Genomic DNA, 19,113 nt, shown 5'->3' with positions numbered 1-19,113 from the left:
CGGACGGGGTCGGGGAGGCGGAAGCAGCGGGGCGATCTCGTCCCAGAGATCGTCGGGAAGAAGTGCGCGGGCCATGAAACACCAACGCACATCAACGCTCAGGGTGCCGTTCTGTTAGGCGCTCTAAAGACCTGCGTCCAGGCCGAGAAGCTCTCCCATCGCGCCTTGCGAAGGCGCCCGAGCCGTCCGCCACGGGCGTCGCTGCAACGCGGTCAATCGACATAGACGCCGGCGCCCACGAGCGCAGCCACGCCTCCGACGCGCGTTCCGCAGACATAGCTCCACTTGACGGACGGTATCGATGAACCGGGCTTGGGAAACATGTAGTCGACCCAGCCGGCGCCGAACCTATTGACGACATCGATGAAGTCTTTGTGAAATCGGTTCCCGTCGGCATCGCGCTCGTTGAACAGATCCCGTCCCTCGCGATCCGGATGAGCGGCGTTGAACAGGACGGTGCCCTGCATGTCGACGACGAACAGGTATACGTCCCCATGACGCCAGAACGTATTCTTCTTTCGAAAATCTCCGAATGCTTCCGCACCGTGCGTTTCCAGAATCCGGGCCGCCTCATCAACGAGCGCCTCGATGTCCACCGCCTGGCTCGACGATGGAGGATTGATCATCTCGGCGACAAGGATCCTCGCGCTTAAGGCCAGCACCGCCGGCCAGATCAGCAGGGGCTTGAACATGCCGGCGCCTCGATGACGAGCACAACGGTCCTGCGACAGGCCGTGACCGGAGACCAGGACCTATTTGTCGGAACCCGTCATCGTCGACGAATTCCCATGCGTTTCGATTTCGGACGGGATGAAAGCGGCCGAGGTCGGCGTCTCGAAGGTGCGATCATTGCCTTTGTTGCGCCCTAGCACGATTGCCCACCAGCGCCGCTTGATGACAACGGGAATCTCAACAGCGTTGATAGGCGATCTCGAGCTTATAAGACAATCATGCCGATCGATGATTTGACCGAGCCGCTTCAGCGCCGCGAAATTCTGGGCGGCCATCAATTTATGTCCCAAGCAAGCGCCGCCCTCGTTCAAGCAAAGAAAAGTTTCCTCTGCGCGCGCAATAATATTCCTTGCTTCATCGCAATATAATCCGACTTTTGCCAGATCCGACATCTGCCACTCCATGTATACCACACGTGTGATGCTAGGAATCGCTTGGCCTCGTTACATCATGCGTTTGATGGATGCAATGGATGAATGCCGCAACACAGATCAACCGGCGGGAGGCAGGGCGGAAACCGTTTGGTTTTCATGGCCTGACTGGCTCCGCAAGGCCAAAGAGCCCCGTAGGCAGCCGATTCTGCTTGGCCTTCGGGGAAGGATGGCTTACGTAAATTCCGATAAACAGTTAAGTTACGCCCTGCAAGGCCGTCGCCTTGCAATCGTCTTTCGAGTATATATTTGATAGCACGTCCTTATCTTCGACATCAACAACATAGAATTTCGGAAATTTGCAGTCTTGCAAGTCTAAGAGACGACTTCACGACGCAGCCGGGATGAGGGAAAAATCCAGGCTATTTACTGAAGCAAAAGTCATGCGCCTCATGAAATACCTTGATTTATTGCGATATACAAGTCGGTTTTTGATTACTGAAGAAGTTACTTAGAAAAATTATATTTATTGGTTCTCGGCGACGGGCCGTGGAAGCGCTGGGCGCCCCTGATCATTGGGGGGGCCGGACCTGAAGGGCGCGGCCCGGTGCGACGACCGGACGTTCGTCGGGGGCGTCCTCTGGATCCAGCGCCGCGGCTGGCCTCGACGCGATCCGCCGGAGGCTCCGAGCAGAACGGCGTGCTTCGTCGGTTCGGCTGCCGGAACCGGAGAGGGGGGTGGCGGCAGATCTCCGGGGCGCTGTCGGACGATCCCGGCTTCGAAGACCCGATCGTGGATGCCACCATCGCGCGCGCCCGCCGGCCTTCGGTCGGCGCCGGGGGCCGGCGATCGAGCCGCGTCCGACCCGGCGCTCGGACGTTCGCGCGGCCGGCGGAGCAGTCGGATCCATTTCGCCTTGCACGGCCCAGGCTGCCCGGTTGTGCTTCACCCTCGGCGCGGGCCGGAGGGGCGGTGCGCCTCAGGCCGAGAGCCTGATCACCCACCTTCGGGTCGACATCGTCACGGCCGATGCGGCTTGGGACAGGAATCGCCTGCGCGAAGCCCGTCGCCGGCATCGTCCCAGGACTCGAACCACTGCCCACGCGGCCCGAAGTGCCCGACGATGCAGCTTCACGGGCTCGAGCCGGCCCAGGCATCCAAACCCGTCTTCGCCGCGGCGAGATGGAACACGCTCGTCAGCGCCACCCGAGCAGCACGAGGTAGCCGGAATAGGTGAGGGCGGTGGCCATCAGGGCGAGCGCGGTCGGATCCATGGCGGGCGGATACCGGGGGGAGTCCCGCGCGGCCATCCCGCGATCCGTCGCTGCGGCGGGATGCCCTGGCGCGGGCGGACGCTCAGGCGGCCTGCATCAGCACGAAGTCGTCGGGCACCGCGTCGGTGTGGACGTCGAACTGCGCCAGCAGCGCCGTGCCGAAGCTGGTGGAGATCGCGACGTCGGTGGCGTCGCGGCCGCGCGCGATGACAATGCGGCCGATCCGGCGCGCGTCGTGGCGGGCGTCGAAGGTGTACCAGCGGCCACCGTTCGGGCCGTTCAGGTAGACCTCGAACCAGGCGGAGAAGTCCATCGGGTTGATGTCGACCGGCACGCCGATGTCGCCGAGATAGCCGGTGCAGTAGCGCGCCGGAATGTTCATGCAGCGGCACAGGGCGACGGCGAGGTGCGCGTAGTCGCGGCAGACGCCGACCTGCTGGTTGTAGCCGTCGAAGGCCGAGCGGGTGGCGTCGGCGAGCTGGTAGTCGAAGCGGATGCGCTGGTGCACCCAGGTGACGATCGCCTGCACCCGGGCCCAGCCCTCTTGCGTGTTGCCGAACAGCGACCACGCGATGCCGGAGAGCTTGTCGGTCTCGCAATAGCGCGAGCCCAGCAGGAACACGAGCACGTCGTCGGGCAGGTCCGGCACCGCGAATTGCTGCGCGGTCGGCTCGTAGGCGTCGAGCTCGCCGCTGTCGACGATCAGGAAGTCGGCCGACACCGTGATGCGCCCGCCCGGCGACAGCAGCCGCACGCAGGTGTTGCCGAACCCGTCGGTGTAGGTCCGCATCGGCACCGGCGGATCGACCCGCATCGCGTCGGAGGTGAGCAGGTCGATCGCCCGCGAGGGGTGGACGTTGAGCTGGTAGGTGAGCGCCGTCGGGCCGAACGTGTCGTAGCCGATCGTGTAGCCGGTCCGGATCTTCATGGGGCGCTCCGCCGCGAGGAGGAAAGACTTTCCAAATACCGGTAGAGGTGAATGTTCCTCATGCGAAAGTGCCGGAACGGGCATTCGGCGCTCAAAGAGTCGGCAAATGGCGCGGAACCGTCATTCGAGGCTCCCGAAACGTCGGGTGCGTGCCGGCCGGCGGCCGGAACGCGTCGTCGCCGAGGGGCGCGGCGGGCGTCGGTTCACTCCGCCGCGGCCTCGTAGCTGTCGGGGGCCGGGCAGGAGCACATCAGGTTGCGGTCGCCGTAGGCGTTGTCGACGCGGTTGACCGGCGGCCAGTACTTGTCGATGCCGCGCGCGCCCGACGGGAAGCAGGCCGCCTCCCGCGAATAGGGCCGCTCCCAGGCGCCGATCAGGTCCTGGACCGTGTGCGGCGCGTGCTTGAGGGGGTTGTCCGCCCGGTCCGCGCGGCCCTCCTCGATGGCGCGGATCTCGTCGCGGATCGCCAGCATCGCGTCGCAGAAGCGATCGATCTCGGCCTGGGTCTCGGATTCGGTCGGCTCGATCATCAGCGTGCCGGCCACCGGCCAGCTCATGGTCGGCGGGTGGAAGCCGCAATCGATCAGGCGCTTGGCGATGTCCTCGACCGTGATGCCGGCGCTCTTCTGGAAGGGGCGCACGTCGACGATGCACTCGTGCGCGACCCGGCCGTTGGCGCCAGCGTAGAGGATCGGGTAGGCGCGGCCGAGCCGGGCGGCGATGTAGTTGGCGTTGAGGATCGCGACGCGGGTCGCCTGGGCGAGGCCGCGCCCGCCCATCATCAGGCAGTAGCTCCAGGAGATCGGCAGGATCGAGGCCGAGCCGTAGGGGGCCGCCGAGACCGCCCCCTCCTCGCCCGAGCGCGGATCGGAGGGCAGGAACGGGATCAGGTGTGCCTTGACGCCGATCGGCCCCATGCCGGGCCCGCCGCCGCCGTGCGGGATGCAGAAGGTCTTGTGCAGGTTGAGGTGGCTGACGTCGGCGCCGATGTCGCCGGGCCGGGCCAGCCCGACCAGCGCGTTGAGGTTGGCCCCGTCGAGGTACACCTGGCCGCCATGGGCGTGGACGACGTCACAGAGCTCGCGCACCCGCACCTCGAACACCCCGTGGGTCGAGGGGTAGGTGATCATGCAGGCCGCGAGGTTGTCGGAATGCCGCTCGGCCTTGGCGCGGAAATCCGCGACGTCGATGTTGCCGTTCGCGTCGGCGCCGACGACCACCACGCTCATCCCGCACATCTGCGCCGAGGCCGGGTTGGTGCCGTGGGCCGAGGACGGGATCAGGCAGATCGTCCGGTGCGCCGCGCCGCGGGAGAGGTGGTAGCGCCGGATCGCGAGCAGCCCGGCATACTCGCCCTGCGCGCCGGAATTCGGCTGCATCGAGATCGCGTCGTAGCCGGTGATCGCGCACAGCTTCCCGGACAGGTCGCCGATGAGCTCGTGATACCCGGCGGCCTGATCGGCCGGCACGAACGGATGGATCTCCGAGAATTCCGGCCAGGAGATCGGCAGCATCTCGGCGGTGGCGTTGAGCTTCATCGTGCAGGAGCCGAGCGGGATCATCGCCCGGTCGAGCGCCAGGTCGCGGTCGGCGAGGCGGCGCATGTAGCGCGTCATCTCGCTCTCGGCCCGGTTCATGTGGAAGATCGGGTGCGTGAGGTAGGCGGAGGTGCGGACAAGGCCGTCCGGCAGCCGGGACGCGGGCCAGGCCTCGTCGTAGATCGGATCCGTCGCCCCGAAGGCGCACCAGACCGCCTGCAGGATGTCGGGGCGGGTGCGCTCGTCCACCGTGATGCCGATCCGGTCGTCGCCGACCTTGCGCAGGTTCACCCCGTTGGCGACCGCCTGGGCCAGGATCACGCCCTGGAACGCCCCGACCCGGACGGTGATCGTGTCGAAGAAGTGCTCGGGCTCGACCGTGAAGCCCAACGCCGCGAGCCCCTGGGCGAGGCGCACCGCGTCGCGGTGGACGCGCTGGGCGATGGCCTTCAGCCCGGCGGGGCCGTGGAACACCGCGTACATCGAGGCGATGACGGCGAGCAGCACCTGCGCGGTGCAGATGTTCGAGGTCGCCTTCTCCCGGCGGATGTGCTGCTCGCGGGTCTGCAGCGCGAGGCGGTAGGCACGGTGTCCGTGGGCGTCGACCGAGACGCCGACGAGGCGCCCGGGCAGCGCGCGCTTGTGCGCGTCGCGGGTCGCCATGTAGGCGGCGTGCGGTCCGCCGAACCCCATCGGCACGCCGTAGCGCTGCATCGAGCCGATCGCGATGTCGGCGCCCATCTCGCCGGGCGACCTCAGCAGTGTCAGGGCCAGCGGATCGGCCGCGACCGCGGCGATGGCGCCGGCCGCGTGCAGGGCCGCGATCGGCCGCGAGACGTCGTGGATCGCGCCGCAGACGCCGGGATACTGGAAGATCGCCCCGAAGACCGCTTCCGGGTCGAGGTCGGCGAGGGGATCGCCGACGACGATGCGCCAGCCCATCGGCGCGGCGCGCGTCCGCAGCACCGCGATGGTCTGGGGCAGGCAGTCGCGGTCGACGAAGAAGGCCTCGGCCTTCGAGCTGGCGACGCGGCGGGCCATGCCCATCGCCTCGGCGGCGGCTGTGGCCTCGTCCAGCAGCGAGGCGTTGGCGACGTCGAGGCCGGTGAGGTCGCAGACCAGCGTCTGGAAGTTGATCAGCGCCTCGAGCCGTCCCTGGCTGATCTCCGGCTGGTAGGGCGAGTAGGCGGTGTACCAGGCCGGGTTCTCGAAGATGTTGCGCTGGATCGCCGGCGGCATCGTCGTGCCGTGGTAGCCCTGGCCGATCAGCGAGACGAGGACCCGGTTGCGGTCGGCGATCTCGCGCATCCGCTCGATCGCCCGGCGCTCGGTCAGCGCGGGGCCGAAGGCGAGGTCGTCCGCGAGCGGCCGCGCCTGCCGGATGTCGGGGGGCAGGGTGTCGTCGATCAGCGCCTCCAGGCTCGGGGCCGCGACCACCGAGAGCATCGCGTCGATCTCGGCATGGGTCGGGCCGATGTGGCGGCGGTTGGCGAAGTCGTAGGGGTCGTAAAGCGCGGTCATGGCGGCATCCCGGCTTGGAAGGGCGATAAGGCCGCCGGCGCGTCGGCGCCGGCGGCGGAGCGTCGCAGGCGGTTACTTCGGCAGGGCGGCGTAGGCGGCCTCGTCCATCAGCCCGTCCATCTCGGACGGGTCGTCGAGGCGCAGGCGGTAGAGCCAGCCGGCCCCTTGCGGATCGGTGCCGACGGCGGCCGGGTCGCCCGCCGCCGCGTCGTTGACCGCGACGACCTCGCCCGAGAGCGGGGCGTAGACGTCCGAGGCCGCCTTGACCGATTCGACGACGGCCGCCGCCTCGCCCTTCGACAGCTTGGCGCCGACCTTCGGCAGCTCGATGAAGACGAGGTCGCCGAGCTGCTCGGCGGCATGCGCCGTGATGCCGACGGTGACGACCTCGCCCTCCGCCCTCAGCCACTCGTGCGCGTCGGTGAATCGCAGCATGGTCTTGCTCCTGACGGGATGTTTTAGATCCGGCCGCGCTTGAACCCGGCCGGGACGAAGGGGAGGGGGACGACCCGAACCGGCAGGCGCTGGCCGCGGACCTCGGCGAAGACGCGGGTGCCGTCGGTCCCGAGCGCGACGGGCAGCATCGCCATCGCCGCCGGCGCGCCGATCGACGTCGACCTCGCCCCGATCACCGACGGCCAGATCATCAACGTGTTCTGGCGCGGCAAGCTGATCTTCGTCCGCAAGCTCACCGAGAAGGAGGTGACGGACATGAAGGCGATCCCGGAGAGCCAGCTCTCCGATCCGGCTCCCTTCGGCACGCGGGTGAAGAAGGGCCACGACCAGTGGCTCGTGGTCTACGGCAACTGCACCCATCTCGGCTGCGTGCCGATCGGCCACCAGGGCAACTTCGAGGGCTGGGCCTGCCCCTGCCACGGCTCGCAGTTCGACGCGGTCGGCCGCGTCCGCCGCGGCCCCGCCCCGATCAACCTTCCGATCCCGCCCTATTCCTTCCAGACCGACGCGAAGATCCGCATCGGCGAGGAAGCCAAGGCCGCGGCCTGAGACACGAGGGACCGCCCATGAGCGCTCACGCCAACGCCTACGTCCCCAAGAGCCGCCTCGCGAAGTGGTTCGAGGCCCGCCTGCCGATCGTCGGGCTGGTGCACTCGTCGTTCGTCGCCTTCCCGGTGCCGCGCAACCTGAACTACTTCTGGACCTTCGGCGCGATCCTGATCGCCTTCCTCGGCATCCAGATCGTCACCGGCGTCTGGCTCGCGATGCACTACGAGCCCTCGGCGACCCAGGCGTTCAACTCCGTCGAGCACATCATGCGCGACGTGAACTACGGCTGGCTGCTGCGCTACGCCCACGCCAACGGCGCGTCGATGTTCTTCGTCGCGGTCTACGTGCACATCTTCCGGGCGCTGTATTACGGGTCGTACAAGGCCCCGCGCGAGGTGCTCTACATCCTCGGCGTGATCATCTACCTCCTGATGATGGCGACCGCCTTCCTCGGCTACACCCTGCCCTGGGGCCAGATGAGCTTCTGGGGCGCGACCGTCATCACCAACATCCTCGCCGCGATCCCCGTGGTCGGCGACACCATCCAGAGCCTGCTCTGGGGCGGATACTCGGTCGGCAACCCGACGATCAACCGCTTCTTCTCGCTGCACTACCTGCTGCCGTGGATGATCGCCGGCGTCGTGGTGCTCCACGTCTGGGCGCTGCACGTCACCGGCCAGAACAACCCGACCGGCATCCCGATCAAGTCCTCGAAGGACGCGGTGCCCTTCACCCCCTACGCCACGATCAAGGATGTGTTCGCCACCGTGGTGTTCATGATCCTGTTCGCGTGGTTCATCTTCTACCAGCCGAACTATCTCGGCCACGCCGACAACTACGTCCCGGCCAACCCCGCCGTGACCCCGGCCCACATCGTGCCCGAATGGTACTTCCTGCCGTTCTACGCGATCCTGCGCGCGGTGCCGTCGAAGCTCGGCGGCGTGATCCTGATGTTCTCGGCGGTGCTGATCCTCGCGCTTGCGCCGTGGCTCGACACCTCGCGGGTGCGCTCGTGCAACTACCGGCCGATCTACCGCCAGTTCTTCTGGCTGTTCCTAGCGGTCACGGTCATCCTCGGCTGGCTCGGCGCCAAGCCGCCGGAAGGCGGCTACGTCATCGCCTCGCAGATCTGCACCTTCTACTACTTCGCCCACTTCCTCCTCGTGATGCCGATCGTCGGCCTGATCGAGACGCCGAAGGCGCTGCCCGGGTCGATCCTGGAGAGCGTGACCGGGCCGGGCAAGCAGGTGAGCGGGTCCGGGCTGCCGGCGGGCGCCGCCGCGGCGCCGACGACCAAGGGCTGAGGGCAGGACCGGAACCGACGATGAAACTCTCGAGCCTTCTCGCCGCCTCCCTGCTGGCGCTCTCCCTCGGCGCCCCGCTGGGCTCCTCGGCGGCCTCCGCCGAGGACGCGCATGGCGGCAACCAGCCGCCCCGCCTCCAGTGGAGCTACGCCGGCGTGTTCGGCCGCTTCGACCAGGCGCAGCTCCAGCGCGGGTTCCAGGTCTACAAGGAGGTCTGCTCCGCCTGCCACTCGATGAAGCTCGTGGACTTCCGCAACCTCGCGGAGGAGGGCGGTCCCGACTTCTCGGAGAGCCAAGTCAAGGCGCTCGCCGCGACCTACCAGGTCAAGGACGGCCCGAACGACGCCGGCGAGATGTTCGAGCGGCCCGGCCGCCCGGCCGACAAGTTCCCGCCGCCCTTCCCGAACGACCAGGCGGCGGCGGCGGCCAACGGCGGCAAGGCGCCGCCGGACTTCTCGGTGCTGGCCAAGGCCCGCACCTTCGAGCGCGGCTTCCCGTGGTTCATCACCGACGCGCTGCCCTTCGTCGGCTATTCCGAGCAGGGCGTGGACTACATCCACGCGGTGCTGAACGGCTACGAGGAGCCCCCGAAGGGCACCGACGTGCCGGACGGCGTGCACTACAACAAGTACTATCCCGGCCACCTGATCGCGATGCCGAACCCGATCAGCGACGGCCAGGTGACCTACCCGAAGAACGAGGCCGGCCAGCCGGTCGTGCCGGAGACGGTCGACCAGTACACCCGCGACGTGGCGGCCTTCATGGCCTGGGCCGCCGAGCCGCACATGATGGCGCGCAAGGCGCTCGGCTTCCGGGTGATCCTGTTCCTGATCCTGCTCTCGGGGCTGCTGTACTACGTCAAGAAGCGGGTCTGGGCCGACGTCGGCGGCGAGGTCCACGGCCTCCAGCCCGAGCTGCACAAGGCGGGTTGACCGCCCGATCGATCCACGGACGACCGAACGGGCCCCTCGCGGGGCCCGTTCGCGTTTTTGCCGCGCGCGCAGTTCGTGATAGCGGGACGCGGAGATCTCGACCTCGCCGAGACCTGCGCGGGTCCCTTCCCCCGGGGGAAGGAGGACAGGATGAGGGGTGTGCGCCGTCCGGAGAGGTCACGCCCCTCACCCCACCCCTCTTCCCATGGAGAGGGAGCCCCGCAGCGGCTCCTACGCGCCACCTTCGACAACGGACGATCGACATGACGGCAGCGGTGCTCGGTGTGATGGGCGGGTCGGGGGTCTACGACCTGCCGGGGCTCGAGGACGTGCGCGAGGAGCGGGTGGCGTCGCCCTGGGGCGAGCCGTCCGACGCTCTGCGGATCGGGCGCATCGGGGACACCAAGGTGGTGTTCCTGGCCCGCCACGGCCGCGGGCACCGCCTCTCCCCGTCCGGCATCGACTACCGCGCCAACATCGACGCGCTGAAGCGGGCCGGCGTCACCGACCTCGTCGCGCTGTCGGCCTGCGGCTCGTTCCGCAACGAGCTGCATCCGGGCCTGTTCGTGCTCGTCGACCAGTTCGTCGACCGGACGGTGGGGCGCGCGTCCTCGTTCTTCGGGAACGGCTGCGTCGCCCACGTCTCGCTCGCCCACCCGGTCGGCCCGAACCTGCAGAAGCGCATCGCGAACGCGGCGGAGGCGGAGGGGATCGCCGTGCATCGCGGCGGCACCTACGTCTGCATGGAGGGGCCGCAATTCTCCTCGCTCGCCGAATCGAAGAGCTACAAGGCGCAAGGGTTCGACGTGATCGGCATGACCAACATGCCCGAGGCCAAGCTCGCCCGCGAGGCCGAGATCACCTACGCCACCATCGCGATGGTCACCGACTTCGACTGCTGGCATCCGGGCCACGACGCGGTCGACGTGGCCTCGGTCGTCGCGGTGGCGCGGGCCAACGCCGACAAGGCCGCCCGCCTCGTGGCGCGGCTCGCCCGCGACCTGCCCGCGACCCGCGAGGATTGCCCGGCCGGCTCGCACCGGGCGCTCGACGGCGCGATCATGACGGCGCCGTCCCACCGCGACCCGGACCTGCTGGCCAAGCTCGACGCGGTGGCGGGGCGCGTGCTCAAGGATTGAGCCGAGCCCTTCCCCCGGCGACGGCTTCCGCACTAGAAGGCACGAAAGCCGGCCGCGTCGGCCCGGCGAACGAACACTCACGAAGACCATGCGCAGCGCCAGCATCAGCCGGAAGACGGCGGAGACCGACGTGTCGGTCTCGATCGACCTCGACGGCACCGGCAAGGCCGGGATCGCCACCGGGGTCGGCTTCCTCGACCACATGCTCGAGCTGTTCGCCCGGCACGGCCTGTTCGACGTCGAGGCGCGGGTGACCGGCGACCTGCACGTCGACCAGCACCACACGGTGGAGGATTGCGGCATCGCGCTCGGCCAGGCCTTCGCGAAGGCGCTCGGCGACAAGCGCGGCATCGCCCGCTACGCCGACATCCACATGCCGATGGACGAGACGTTGAGCCGGGTCGCGATCGACATCTCGGGCAGGCCGTTCCTGGTGTTCCGCACCGCCTTCCGCGTCGAGAAAATCGGTGCCTTCGACACCGAGCTGGTGCGCGAGTGGTTCCAGGCCTTCGCCATGAACGCCGGCATCACGCTCCACGTCGAGACGTTCTACGGCGACAACGCCCATCACATCGCCGAGAGCTGCTTCAAGGGGCTGGCCCGCGCCTTGCGGAAGGCCGTCGCGGTCGATCCCCGCGAGGAGGGACGCGTTCCCTCGACCAAGGGTTCGCTCTAGGCGAGGATCGCGGACGGCCGTCGCGGCGGGCTCGCGCAGCCGCCTCCGGCGTTCGGCCGACAGGAAAGGGAAGGGGTCGCCATGAGGATGCGCAGCTACACGCTCCATCTGCCGCACGAGGCCCGCTCCGGCGAGGCGCACGACCTCGACCGGGCGCAGCTGGTGCCGGACGGGTTCTCGTGGGCGGCCTTCGCCTTCTCGGTGCTGTGGTTCCTCTATCACCGCCTCTGGCTCGCAGCCCTGCTGGTGCTGGCCGGGCTCGGCGCCACCGCGCTCGTCGGCTACGGCCTCGGCCTGTCGCCCGCCGCCGGCACCGCGATCACGCTGCTGGTCCTGGTGCTGATCGGGCTCGAGGCGTCCTCGCTCCGGCGCTGGACGCTCGCCCGCAACGGCCGGCCGGCGCGCGACGCGGTGGTGGCCTTCAACGCCGACGAGGCCGAAGCCAAGGCGATGACGCGCTGGCTCGACCCCGCCCCCGCGCCGACCGTCCGGGCCTCGACCGCGTTCGCGGGCAACCGCGCGGCCGAGCCTGTGATCGGCCTGTTTCCCGCGCAGGGCGGCCGGTGAGCGTCTTCGAGGAACAACGACCGTGAGCGCCGAGACCGTCGCGATCATCGATTACGGGTCGGGCAACCTGCACTCGGCGGCCAAGGCCTTCGAGCGGGCGGCCCGCGAGGCCGGGCTGCCGGAGACCCGCATCGTCGTCACCGGCGATCCGGACGCGGTCGCGCGCGCTGACCGGATCGTGCTCCCCGGGGTCGGCGCCTACGCCGATTGCCGCCGCGGGCTCGACGCCGTCCCCGGCCTCGTGGCGGCGATGACCGATGCCGCCATCGGGTCGGGGCGTCCCTTCCTCGGCATCTGCGTCGGCATGCAGCTGATGGGAACGCGCGGCCTCGAATACGAGACCACGGAAGGCCTCGGCTGGATCTCCGGCGACGTCGGCCCGATCCGGCCGTCCGACCCCACGCTCAAGATCCCGCACATGGGCTGGAACACCCTGACGCCGTCCCGCGACCATCCGCTGCTCGACGGCATCCGCACCGGGCCGGACGGGCTGCACGCCTACTTCGTGCACAGCTTCGCCCTGAAGGCGGATCGCCCGGACGAGGTCGTCGCCGAGGCGGCCTACGGCGGTCCCGTCACCGCGATGGTGGCGCGCGACAACCTCGCCGGCACCCAGTTCCACCCGGAGAAGAGCCAGCATCTCGGGCTGGCCCTGCTTGCGAACTTTCTGCGCTGGCGGCCGTAACCGCCGCGCCCTCCGTCGAACGACCAGAAGAAACGAGCGTCCGCGTGATCCTGTATCCGGCCATCGATCTCAAGGAAGGACACTGCGTCCGCCTCGTGCAGGGCGACATGGCCCAGGCCGTGGTGTTCAACGACGACCCGGCGGCGCAGGCCCGGGCCTTCGCCGAGCAGGGCTTCTCCTGGCTCCACGTGGTCGACCTCGACGGTGCCTTCGCCGGGGCGCCGATGAACGCGGCCGCCGTCGACGCGATCCTCGCCCAGGTCGACATCCCGGTGCAGCTCGGGGGCGGCATCCGCGAGATGCGCACGCTGGAGGGCTGGCTCGAGAAGGGCGTCGCCCGGGTGATCATCGGCACGGCGGCCGTGCGCGACCCGGCCTTCGTCCACGAGGCGGCGCGGCGCCATCCCGGCAGGATCGCGGTGGGCATCGACGCCAAGGACGGGCGCGTCGCGGTGGCGGGCTGGGCCGAGACCTCGAGCATGACCGCCGAGGACCTCGGCCGCCGGTTCGAGGATGCCGGCGTCTCGGCGATCATCTACACCGACATCGCCCGCGACGGCATCCTGAAGGGCCTCAACATCGAGATGACGGTGGCGCTCGCCGAAGCCGTGAGCATCCCGGTGATCGCGTCGGGCGGCCTCGCCTCGATCGAGGACGTGCACCGCCTGCTCGAGCCCGATTGCGCGATGCTGGCCGGTGCGATCACGGGGCGCGCCCTCTACGACGGCCGCATCGACCCGCGCGCGGCGCTGTTCGCGATCAGGGCGGCGCGCGGAGGCGGCGCTTCGTGATAGGCTCGCCCGGTCAAGGGTTTGCCGGGAGGCGGCGATGACGGCTTCGGCGAAGGCGGCGCGACCGGCCGAGACCGGGACGGCCTACGCGGACGACTTCTACACCTGGACGCAGGAGCAGGGGGCACGCCTCCGGGCGGGCGACCTGACCGGCCTCGATCGGGAGAACCTCGCCGAGGAGATCGAGAGCTTGGGTCGCAGCCAGTTCAGCAGCCTCGTCGGCGCGTGGCGCATCGTCCTGCTGCATATGCTCAAGTGGGATCACCAGCCATCGCGACGGACGCGAAGCTGGGTGATCTCGATCGCGACGCATCGGGTGGCTGCGGCCGACGAGCTGGCGGACAGTCCCGGCCTGAAGAGCCGTCGGGTGGAAGCGATGGAACGCGCCTACCGCCGCGCCCGTCTCGAAGCGGCTGACGAGACCGGCCTTCCGCTGAAGACCTTTCCCGAAACCTGCCCCTACACCCACGACGAGATGCTCACGCGTCCCTTCGCGATCGACCCCGACGACACGACCGCCTGAAGGCTCCCAGCGTGCTCAAGACCCGCATCATCCCCTGCCTCGACGTCAAGGACGGCCGCGTCGTCAAGGGCGTGAAGTTCCTCGAGCTGCGCGACGCGGGCGATCCGGTCGAGGCGGCCAAGGCCTACGACGCGGCCGGGGCCGACGAGCTCTGCTTCCTCGACATCACCGCGAGCCACGAGGCGCGCGGCACCCTGCTCGACGTGGTGAGCCGCACGGCGGAGGCCTGCTTCATGCCGCTCACCGTCGGCGGCGGCGTGCGCGCGGTCGCGGACGTGCGCGCGCTGCTGCTCGCCGGCGCCGACAAGGTCGCGATCAACACCGCGGCCGTGAACGATCCCGACCTCGTCGCTCGGGCCGCCGAGAAGTTCGGCGCGCAATGCGTCGTGGTGGCGATCGACGCCAAGCGCACCTCCGCGCCGGGCGAGCCGGACGCGTGGCAGATCTTCACCCATGGCGGCCGCACCCCCACCGGCCTCGACGCGATCGCCTTCGCCCGCACGGTGGCGGCCAAGGGAGCGGGCGAATTGCTCGTCACCTCCATGGACCGGGACGGGACGCGCTCGGGCTACGACCTCGCGCTGATCCGCGCCGTCGCCGACGCGGTGACCGTGCCGGTGATCGCCTCGGGCGGCGTCGGCGGGCTCGACGACCTCGTGGCCGGCGTCGCCGAAGGCCATGCCAGCGCGGTGCTCGCGGCCTCGATCTTCCATTTCGGGGAAGCCAGCGTCGCCGAGGCCAAGGCGCACATGGCGGCGGCCGGCCTCGCGATGCGGCTGGACGCCTGACCCGAGATCGGGAAGACGCCGGGGGCCGCGGCCGGATCCGGCACCATTTTTCCGACAATTCCACCCGCCCGTCGCGCAAATGCGGGTGGCGAGGCGCTGCTGTGCCGGCTCCCGTCTTGCCCGGCGCCCGCCGTTGACGCAGGTTCCGGCGACGGCATCGTCGTTTCCGAACCCTGCCGCACGGGTCCTCTATGTCCGCCTACACCCTCGACGACCTCGCCCGCCTGGTGGCGAGCCGCGCCGGCACCGCGCCCGACCAATCGTACACGGCCAAGCTGCTCGCGGGCGGCCCGGCCAAGGCCGCCAAGAAGCTCGGCGAGGAGGCGGTGGAGGCCGCCATCGCCGCGGTGCAGGGCGACAAGACCGGGCTGACCAACGAGGCGGCGGACGTGCTCTACCACCTCGTGGTGCTGCTGCGCGCCGGCGGCGTCGAGCTCTCCGCGGTGATGGCGGAGCTGGAGCGCCGCACGGCGCAGAGCGGCATCGCCGAGAAGGCGTCGAGGCCGCCGGCATGAAGGCGGCCGCGCTCGCCGCCGGCCAGACCCCGGTGACGGGGCAGAACCCGGTCACCGGCGACGGGTCGGAGCGGCTGTCGCCCTACCGCCTGTTCAGCCGCGAATCCTGGGCGCAGCTGCGCGCCGACACGCCGCTGACGCTGACGCAGGAGGACATCGAGCGCCTGCAATCGCTGAACGACCCGATCTCGGTGGAGGAGGTGGTCGCGATCTACCTGCCGCTGTCGCGGCTGCTCGCGCTCTACGTCGCGGCGAGCCAGGGCCTGTTCAAGGCGACCCAGCGCTTCCTGATGGCCGAGCGCGAGACCAAGGCGCCCTACATCATCGGGCTCGCCGGATCGGTGGCGGTGGGCAAGTCGACCACGGCCCGCGTGCTCGCCGCGCTGCTCGCGCGCTGGCCGAACACCCCGAAGGTCGACCTCGTCACCACCGACGGGTTCCTGCTGCCGAACGCCGCGCTCGCCGCGCAGGGCATCATGGACCGGAAGGGATTTCCCGAGAGCTACGACACCGCCGCCCTGCTGCAGTTCCTGCACGACGTGAAATCGGGCCGGAAGCGCGTCACCGCTCCGCTCTACTCGCACCTCGTCTACGACCGGGTGGACGGCGAGGAGCGGGTGGTCGAGAGCCCCGACATCCTGATCGTCGAGGGCCTGAACGTGCTGCAGCCGGCCCGCCTACCGCGCGACGGCACCGCGATTCCGTTCGTCTCCGACTTCTTCGACTTCTCGATCTACCTCGACGGGCACGAGGACGATCTGCACCGCTGGTACGTGATGCGCTTCATGCGCCTGCGGCAGACCGCGTTCCGCGACCCCCGCTCGTATTTCCGCAAGTACGCCGAGGTGCCCGAATCGGAAGCGCTCGCCATCGCCGACCGGCTGTGGACGACGATCAACCTGCCGAACCTGCGCGACAACATCCTGCCGACCCGCCAGCGCGCCAGCCTGATCCTGGCCAAGGGCGCGAGCCACCGCATCGAGAGCGTCGCGCTGCGGCGGTTGTAGGACCCCGCTCAGGCGAACGGAAACGCCGCCTCCGCGACATAGGGCCCGCCCCCGGTCGAGTCGCGCGCCGAGTACAGCACCACCTGCGTCGCGGAAAAGCGCAGCGGCGTGAAGATCGGCGCCTGCGACAGGTACATCGCCACCGTCTCGGGCGTGGCCTCGCGGCGCAGGCGCGCCAGCGTCACGTGCGGCACGAACCTGCGCCGTTCCGGCTCGGCGCCCGCCCGGCGGATCAGGCGCTCCTGCTCGGCCTGGAGGTCCATCAGATCGGCGTTGGCGGCGACGCTGGCGAGCAGCGCGCGCGGCTTGTCGCCGCCGAACACCGAGAGGCCGTCCAGCACCACCTCGAGCGCCGGCCGCGCCCGCATCTCCGACAGCGCCTCGACCGCGTCCTCGGCAAGCGCGACCGGCACGTTGCCGAGGAAGCGCAGGGTGACGTGGTGATCCGACGGCTCGATCCAGCGTGCGCCCTGCAGGCCGCCGCGGAACGGCGCCAGCCCGGCGGCGATCTCAGGCGGGAGGCCGAGCGCCGTGAACAGGCGCGGCATCGCTAACGAGCCCCGGCCGGGAGCCGCCCGAGGAAGGTCTCGACCGAGGGCAGGATGCCGGCCACGATCACGTCGACGCCCTTGGCGTTCGGGTGGAGCCCGTCGTCGAGGGTGTAGGCGCGGTCGCCGACCATGCCGGCCATGAAGAACGGGTACAGCACGAGGTCGTAGGTCCGGGCGAGATCCGGGTAGATCGCGTCGAAGCGCGCGACGTAGTCGGGCCCGAGGTTGGTCGAGGCCCGCATGCCGGCGAGCAGCACCGGGATGCCGCGCGCCTTCAGCCGCGTCACGATCGCCTCCAGCGCCTTCCGCGTCACGGCGGGATCGGTGCCGCGCAGCATGTCGTTGGCGCCGAGCTCCAGGATCACCCCGTCGGTGCCGTCGGGCACCGACCAGTCGACCCGGTCGAGGCCGTTGGTGGCGGTCTCGCCCGAGACGCCGGCATTGGCGACCGTCACCGTCCGGCCTTTCGCCGCGAGCGCCCGCTCCAGCACCGCCGGGAAGGCGGAGCTCGCCGGAAGGCGGTAGCCCGCGGTGAGGCTGTCGCCGAGCGCGACGAGCCGGATCGGCTTCGATTCGGGCTTCGGATCCGCCTTGGCCGGCGCGAGGCCCGCCATCGACAGGACCAGCCCCGCTGCGGCAAAGAGCGCCATCAGCGCCGCCCTGCGCCGGCCATCATGGCGTGGCTCCGTCGCGCTCGCCATATCGGGCCCGCGCGCATCGCCCGGCACGGGTCGTGCCGGAGCGCACCGAACGTTCGTCCGCCAACCGTGATCTCCGTCCCGCATGTTCGCCATCCGCCACAGATCGGCTCGACCGTGACCGCCGACAACCCCTCTCCCGGCAAGACCTCGCCTGCCATGTCCGCGTCCGGGACGCCAGCCATCGCTCTCTCTGGCATCGACCTCAGCCTCGGGCGGGGGGCCGCCCGCGTCCACGTGCTGCGCGGCATCTCGCTCGACGTCGGCCGCGGCGAGGCGGTCGGCCTCGTCGGGCCGTCGGGCTCCGGCAAGTCGACCCTGCTGATGGTGATGGCGGGCCTCGAGCGGCCCGATGCCGGCGCGATCCGGATCGAGGGCACCGACCTCGGCGCCCTCGACGAGGACGCGCTCGCGCGCTTCCGCGGCCGGCGGATCGGCATCGTGTTCCAGGCCTTCCACCTCGTCCCGACGATGACCGCCCTGGAGAACGTCGCCCTGCCGCTGGAGCTGGCCGACAAGCCGGACGCCCATGCCCGCGCCCGGCGGGAACTCGAAGCCGTCGGCCTCGGCCACCGGCTGCACCACTACCCGGCCCAGCTCTCGGGCGGCGAGCAGCAGCGCGTCGCCATCGCCCGCGCCGTGGCACCGGACCCGGCGATCCTGGTCGCCGACGAGCCGACGGGCAATCTCGACGAGGCGACCGGCCGCCAGATCGTCGACCTGCTGTTCGCGCTGAAGCGCGACCGCGGCGCGACGCTCGTCCTCGTCACCCACGATCCGGGGCTCGCCCGCCTCTGCGACCGCACCGTGCGCCTGCGCTCGGGGCGGATCGAGGAGCCGGTGGCGGCCTGATGCACGGCACCCTCTCCCAGCCCCGGCCGACGCCCGCCTCGCGCCTGCCGCTGACCCTGCGCCTCGCGCTGCGCGAGCTCCGCGGGGGCTTGCGCGGCTTCGCCGTGTTTCTCGCCTGCATCGCGCTCGGCGTCGCGGCGATCGCCGGGGTCGCCTCGATCTCGCGCTCGCTGTCGGACGGGCTCGGCCGCGAGGGCAAGCGCATCCTCGGCGGCGACCTCAGCTACAGCCTGATCAACCGCGAGGCGACGGAGCCGGAGCGCGCGGTGCTCGACGCGCAGGGGCGTGTCGACGTGGTCGCCTCGCTCCGCGCCATGGCGGTGGCGGGCGAGGGCGCGGCGCTGGTCGAGCTGAAGGCGGTCGATGCCGGCTACCCGACCGCCGGAGAGCTCGTCACCGAGCCGCAGGCGCCCCTCGCCGACCTGCTGGCCGAGCGTGACAGGATCGACGGCGCGCTCGCCGACCCGGCGCTGCTGACCCGCCTCGACCTCAAGGTCGGCGACCGGATCACGCTCGCCGGCCGGCCCTTCGCCATCCGCGCGACCCTCGTCTCGGAGCCCGACAAGATCGCCGGCGGCATCGGCTTCGGGCCGCGGCTGATCGTGTCGCAAGATGCGCTGCGCCGCACCGGCCTGGTCCAGCCGGGAAGCCTTAACCGCTGGAGCTACCGGCTGCTGCTGCCCGGCGCCGACGATGCGGGCCTCGACGCCGCCGC

The 19,113-nt window shown here is 70.0% G+C and carries 21 protein-coding genes and 1 pseudogene; 14 read left to right on the top strand and 8 right to left on the bottom strand.

Annotated features, from left to right (window positions below; all coding sequences use genetic code 11):
- Positions 1 to 212: 212 nt before the first annotated feature.
- From FV223_RS05250 to FV223_RS31530, 6 genes and pseudogenes are all read right to left on the bottom strand, one after another.
- Positions 213 to 692, bottom strand: a complete 480-nt coding sequence (locus FV223_RS05250; RefSeq protein ID WP_147725812.1) for a cache domain-containing protein — start codon at positions 690 to 692, stop codon at positions 213 to 215.
- A 60-nt stretch (positions 693 to 752) separates the two neighbouring features.
- Complete coding sequence (locus tag FV223_RS05245) at positions 753 to 1,124, bottom strand: hypothetical protein (protein ID WP_147725811.1); 372 nt, start codon at positions 1,122 to 1,124, stop codon at positions 753 to 755.
- A 1,336-nt stretch (positions 1,125 to 2,460) separates the two neighbouring features.
- Positions 2,461 to 3,306 (bottom strand): transglutaminase family protein, encoded by an 846-nt coding sequence (locus FV223_RS05240; protein WP_147725810.1) that lies wholly within the window; start codon positions 3,304 to 3,306, stop codon positions 2,461 to 2,463.
- Between the two features lie 203 nt (positions 3,307 to 3,509).
- Positions 3,510 to 6,365 (bottom strand): aminomethyl-transferring glycine dehydrogenase, encoded by a 2,856-nt coding sequence (gcvP, locus tag FV223_RS05235; protein ID WP_147725809.1) that lies wholly within the window; start codon positions 6,363 to 6,365, stop codon positions 3,510 to 3,512.
- 72 nt (positions 6,366 to 6,437) lie between these two features.
- Positions 6,438 to 6,800, bottom strand: coding sequence for a glycine cleavage system protein GcvH (gcvH, locus tag FV223_RS05230; RefSeq protein WP_147725808.1), 363 nt, complete (start codon positions 6,798 to 6,800; stop codon positions 6,438 to 6,440).
- A gap of 23 nt (positions 6,801 to 6,823) precedes the next feature.
- A pseudogene (locus FV223_RS31530) lies at positions 6,824 to 6,976 on the bottom strand (glycine cleavage T C-terminal barrel domain-containing protein); the annotation flags it as partial.
- Between FV223_RS31530 and petA the strand changes: the two are divergent.
- The 12 genes from petA to coaA all read left to right on the top strand — a co-directional run bounded on the left by petA (position 6,918) and on the right by coaA (position 16,297).
- The gene (gene petA, locus FV223_RS05225; RefSeq protein ID WP_246689607.1) at positions 6,918 to 7,370 is read left to right on the top strand and encodes a ubiquinol-cytochrome c reductase iron-sulfur subunit; all 453 of its coding nucleotides are present in this window, start codon (positions 6,918 to 6,920) and stop codon (positions 7,368 to 7,370) included. The pseudogene FV223_RS31530 and the gene petA overlap by 59 nt on opposite strands.
- Positions 7,371 to 7,387: 17 nt before the next feature.
- Positions 7,388 to 8,674, top strand: coding sequence for a cytochrome b N-terminal domain-containing protein (locus FV223_RS05220; protein ID WP_147725806.1), 1,287 nt, complete (start codon positions 7,388 to 7,390; stop codon positions 8,672 to 8,674).
- 20 nt (positions 8,675 to 8,694) lie between these two features.
- Complete coding sequence (locus tag FV223_RS05215; protein WP_147725805.1) at positions 8,695 to 9,606, top strand: cytochrome c1; 912 nt, start codon at positions 8,695 to 8,697, stop codon at positions 9,604 to 9,606.
- 263 nt (positions 9,607 to 9,869) lie between these two features.
- On the top strand, positions 9,870 to 10,745 hold the full coding sequence (locus FV223_RS05210; protein WP_147725804.1) for an S-methyl-5'-thioadenosine phosphorylase: 876 nt from the start codon (positions 9,870 to 9,872) through the stop codon (positions 10,743 to 10,745).
- A gap of 88 nt (positions 10,746 to 10,833) precedes the next feature.
- Entirely contained in the window at positions 10,834 to 11,421 is a 588-nt protein-coding gene (hisB, locus tag FV223_RS05205) for an imidazoleglycerol-phosphate dehydratase HisB (RefSeq protein ID WP_147725803.1), read from the top strand.
- 87 nt (positions 11,422 to 11,508) lie between these two features.
- A complete protein-coding gene (locus tag FV223_RS05200; RefSeq protein WP_147725814.1) occupies positions 11,509 to 11,988 on the top strand; it encodes a DUF2628 domain-containing protein in 480 nt (159 codons plus the stop codon).
- Between the two features lie 22 nt (positions 11,989 to 12,010).
- Complete coding sequence (hisH, locus tag FV223_RS05195) at positions 12,011 to 12,673, top strand: imidazole glycerol phosphate synthase subunit HisH (protein ID WP_147725802.1); 663 nt, start codon at positions 12,011 to 12,013, stop codon at positions 12,671 to 12,673.
- Positions 12,674 to 12,717: 44 nt separating this feature from the next.
- On the top strand, positions 12,718 to 13,464 hold the full coding sequence (hisA, locus tag FV223_RS05190; protein WP_147725801.1) for a 1-(5-phosphoribosyl)-5-[(5-phosphoribosylamino)methylideneamino]imidazole-4-carboxamide isomerase: 747 nt from the start codon (positions 12,718 to 12,720) through the stop codon (positions 13,462 to 13,464).
- Positions 13,465 to 13,501: 37 nt separating this feature from the next.
- Positions 13,502 to 13,987 carry a DUF29 domain-containing protein gene (locus FV223_RS05185; RefSeq protein WP_147725800.1) on the top strand — a complete coding sequence of 162 codons (486 nt, stop codon included), beginning with the start codon at positions 13,502 to 13,504 and terminating at the stop codon, positions 13,985 to 13,987.
- 11 nt (positions 13,988 to 13,998) lie between these two features.
- Positions 13,999 to 14,775, top strand: a complete 777-nt coding sequence (gene hisF, locus FV223_RS05180; protein ID WP_147725799.1) for an imidazole glycerol phosphate synthase subunit HisF — start codon at positions 13,999 to 14,001, stop codon at positions 14,773 to 14,775.
- 191 nt (positions 14,776 to 14,966) lie between these two features.
- Positions 14,967 to 15,290, top strand: coding sequence for a phosphoribosyl-ATP diphosphatase (locus FV223_RS05175; RefSeq protein ID WP_147725798.1), 324 nt, complete (start codon positions 14,967 to 14,969; stop codon positions 15,288 to 15,290).
- Positions 15,287 to 16,297 carry a type I pantothenate kinase gene (coaA, locus tag FV223_RS05170; protein WP_147725797.1) on the top strand — a complete coding sequence of 337 codons (1,011 nt, stop codon included), beginning with the start codon at positions 15,287 to 15,289 and terminating at the stop codon, positions 16,295 to 16,297. The genes FV223_RS05175 and coaA overlap by 4 nt, the downstream gene beginning before the upstream one ends.
- A gap of 8 nt (positions 16,298 to 16,305) precedes the next feature.
- Here the strand turns inward: coaA and thpR are convergent, their stop codons facing one another.
- Together thpR and FV223_RS05160 are read right to left on the bottom strand one after the other, a co-directional pair.
- Positions 16,306 to 16,845 carry an RNA 2',3'-cyclic phosphodiesterase gene (gene thpR / locus FV223_RS05165; protein ID WP_147725796.1) on the bottom strand — a complete coding sequence of 180 codons (540 nt, stop codon included), beginning with the start codon at positions 16,843 to 16,845 and terminating at the stop codon, positions 16,306 to 16,308.
- Positions 16,846 to 16,847: 2 nt separating this feature from the next.
- Complete coding sequence (locus tag FV223_RS05160; protein WP_147725795.1) at positions 16,848 to 17,498, bottom strand: arylesterase; 651 nt, start codon at positions 17,496 to 17,498, stop codon at positions 16,848 to 16,850.
- 207 nt (positions 17,499 to 17,705) lie between these two features.
- Between FV223_RS05160 and FV223_RS05155 the strand changes: the two genes are divergently transcribed.
- Together FV223_RS05155 and FV223_RS05150 are read left to right on the top strand one after the other, a co-directional pair.
- Positions 17,706 to 18,398 (top strand): ABC transporter ATP-binding protein, encoded by a 693-nt coding sequence (locus FV223_RS05155; protein ID WP_147725813.1) that lies wholly within the window; start codon positions 17,706 to 17,708, stop codon positions 18,396 to 18,398.
- The coding region (locus FV223_RS05150) for an ABC transporter permease (protein WP_187276068.1) at positions 18,398 to 19,113 on the top strand (716 nt) is incomplete at its 3' end. The genes FV223_RS05155 and FV223_RS05150, both read left to right, overlap by 1 nt.

The organism is Methylobacterium sp. WL116 (genome assembly GCF_008039455.1).
Classification (GTDB): domain Bacteria; phylum Pseudomonadota; class Alphaproteobacteria; order Rhizobiales; family Beijerinckiaceae; genus Methylobacterium.
This window is presented reverse-complemented; position numbering and strand designations above follow the sequence as displayed.

What these genes read in the sequence shown, in the direction of transcription:
- FV223_RS05250 (WP_147725812.1), bottom strand. Translation starts at nt 692, where the DNA reads ATGTTCAAGCCCCTGCTGATCTGGCCGGCGGTGCTGGCCTTAAGCGCG.
- FV223_RS05245 (WP_147725811.1), bottom strand. Translation starts at nt 1,124, where the DNA reads ATGTCGGATCTGGCAAAAGTCGGATTATATTGCGATGAAGCAAGGAAT.
- FV223_RS05240 (WP_147725810.1), bottom strand. Translation starts at nt 3,306, where the DNA reads ATGAAGATCCGGACCGGCTACACGATCGGCTACGACACGTTCGGCCCG.
- gcvP (WP_147725809.1), bottom strand. Translation starts at nt 6,365, where the DNA reads ATGACCGCGCTTTACGACCCCTACGACTTCGCCAACCGCCGCCACATC.
- gcvH (WP_147725808.1), bottom strand. Translation starts at nt 6,800, where the DNA reads ATGCTGCGATTCACCGACGCGCACGAGTGGCTGAGGGCGGAGGGCGAG.
- FV223_RS05220 (WP_147725806.1), top strand. Translation starts at nt 7,388, where the DNA reads ATGAGCGCTCACGCCAACGCCTACGTCCCCAAGAGCCGCCTCGCGAAG.
- FV223_RS05215 (WP_147725805.1), top strand. Translation starts at nt 8,695, where the DNA reads ATGAAACTCTCGAGCCTTCTCGCCGCCTCCCTGCTGGCGCTCTCCCTC.
- FV223_RS05210 (WP_147725804.1), top strand. Translation starts at nt 9,870, where the DNA reads ATGACGGCAGCGGTGCTCGGTGTGATGGGCGGGTCGGGGGTCTACGAC.
- hisB (WP_147725803.1), top strand. Translation starts at nt 10,834, where the DNA reads ATGCGCAGCGCCAGCATCAGCCGGAAGACGGCGGAGACCGACGTGTCG.
- FV223_RS05200 (WP_147725814.1), top strand. Translation starts at nt 11,509, where the DNA reads ATGCGCAGCTACACGCTCCATCTGCCGCACGAGGCCCGCTCCGGCGAG.
- FV223_RS05185 (WP_147725800.1), top strand. Translation starts at nt 13,502, where the DNA reads ATGACGGCTTCGGCGAAGGCGGCGCGACCGGCCGAGACCGGGACGGCC.
- FV223_RS05175 (WP_147725798.1), top strand. Translation starts at nt 14,967, where the DNA reads ATGTCCGCCTACACCCTCGACGACCTCGCCCGCCTGGTGGCGAGCCGC.
- coaA (WP_147725797.1), top strand. Translation starts at nt 15,287, where the DNA reads ATGAAGGCGGCCGCGCTCGCCGCCGGCCAGACCCCGGTGACGGGGCAG.
- thpR (WP_147725796.1), bottom strand. Translation starts at nt 16,845, where the DNA reads ATGCCGCGCCTGTTCACGGCGCTCGGCCTCCCGCCTGAGATCGCCGCC.
- FV223_RS05160 (WP_147725795.1), bottom strand. Translation starts at nt 17,498, where the DNA reads ATGGCGCTCTTTGCCGCAGCGGGGCTGGTCCTGTCGATGGCGGGCCTC.
- FV223_RS05155 (WP_147725813.1), top strand. Translation starts at nt 17,706, where the DNA reads ATGTCCGCGTCCGGGACGCCAGCCATCGCTCTCTCTGGCATCGACCTC.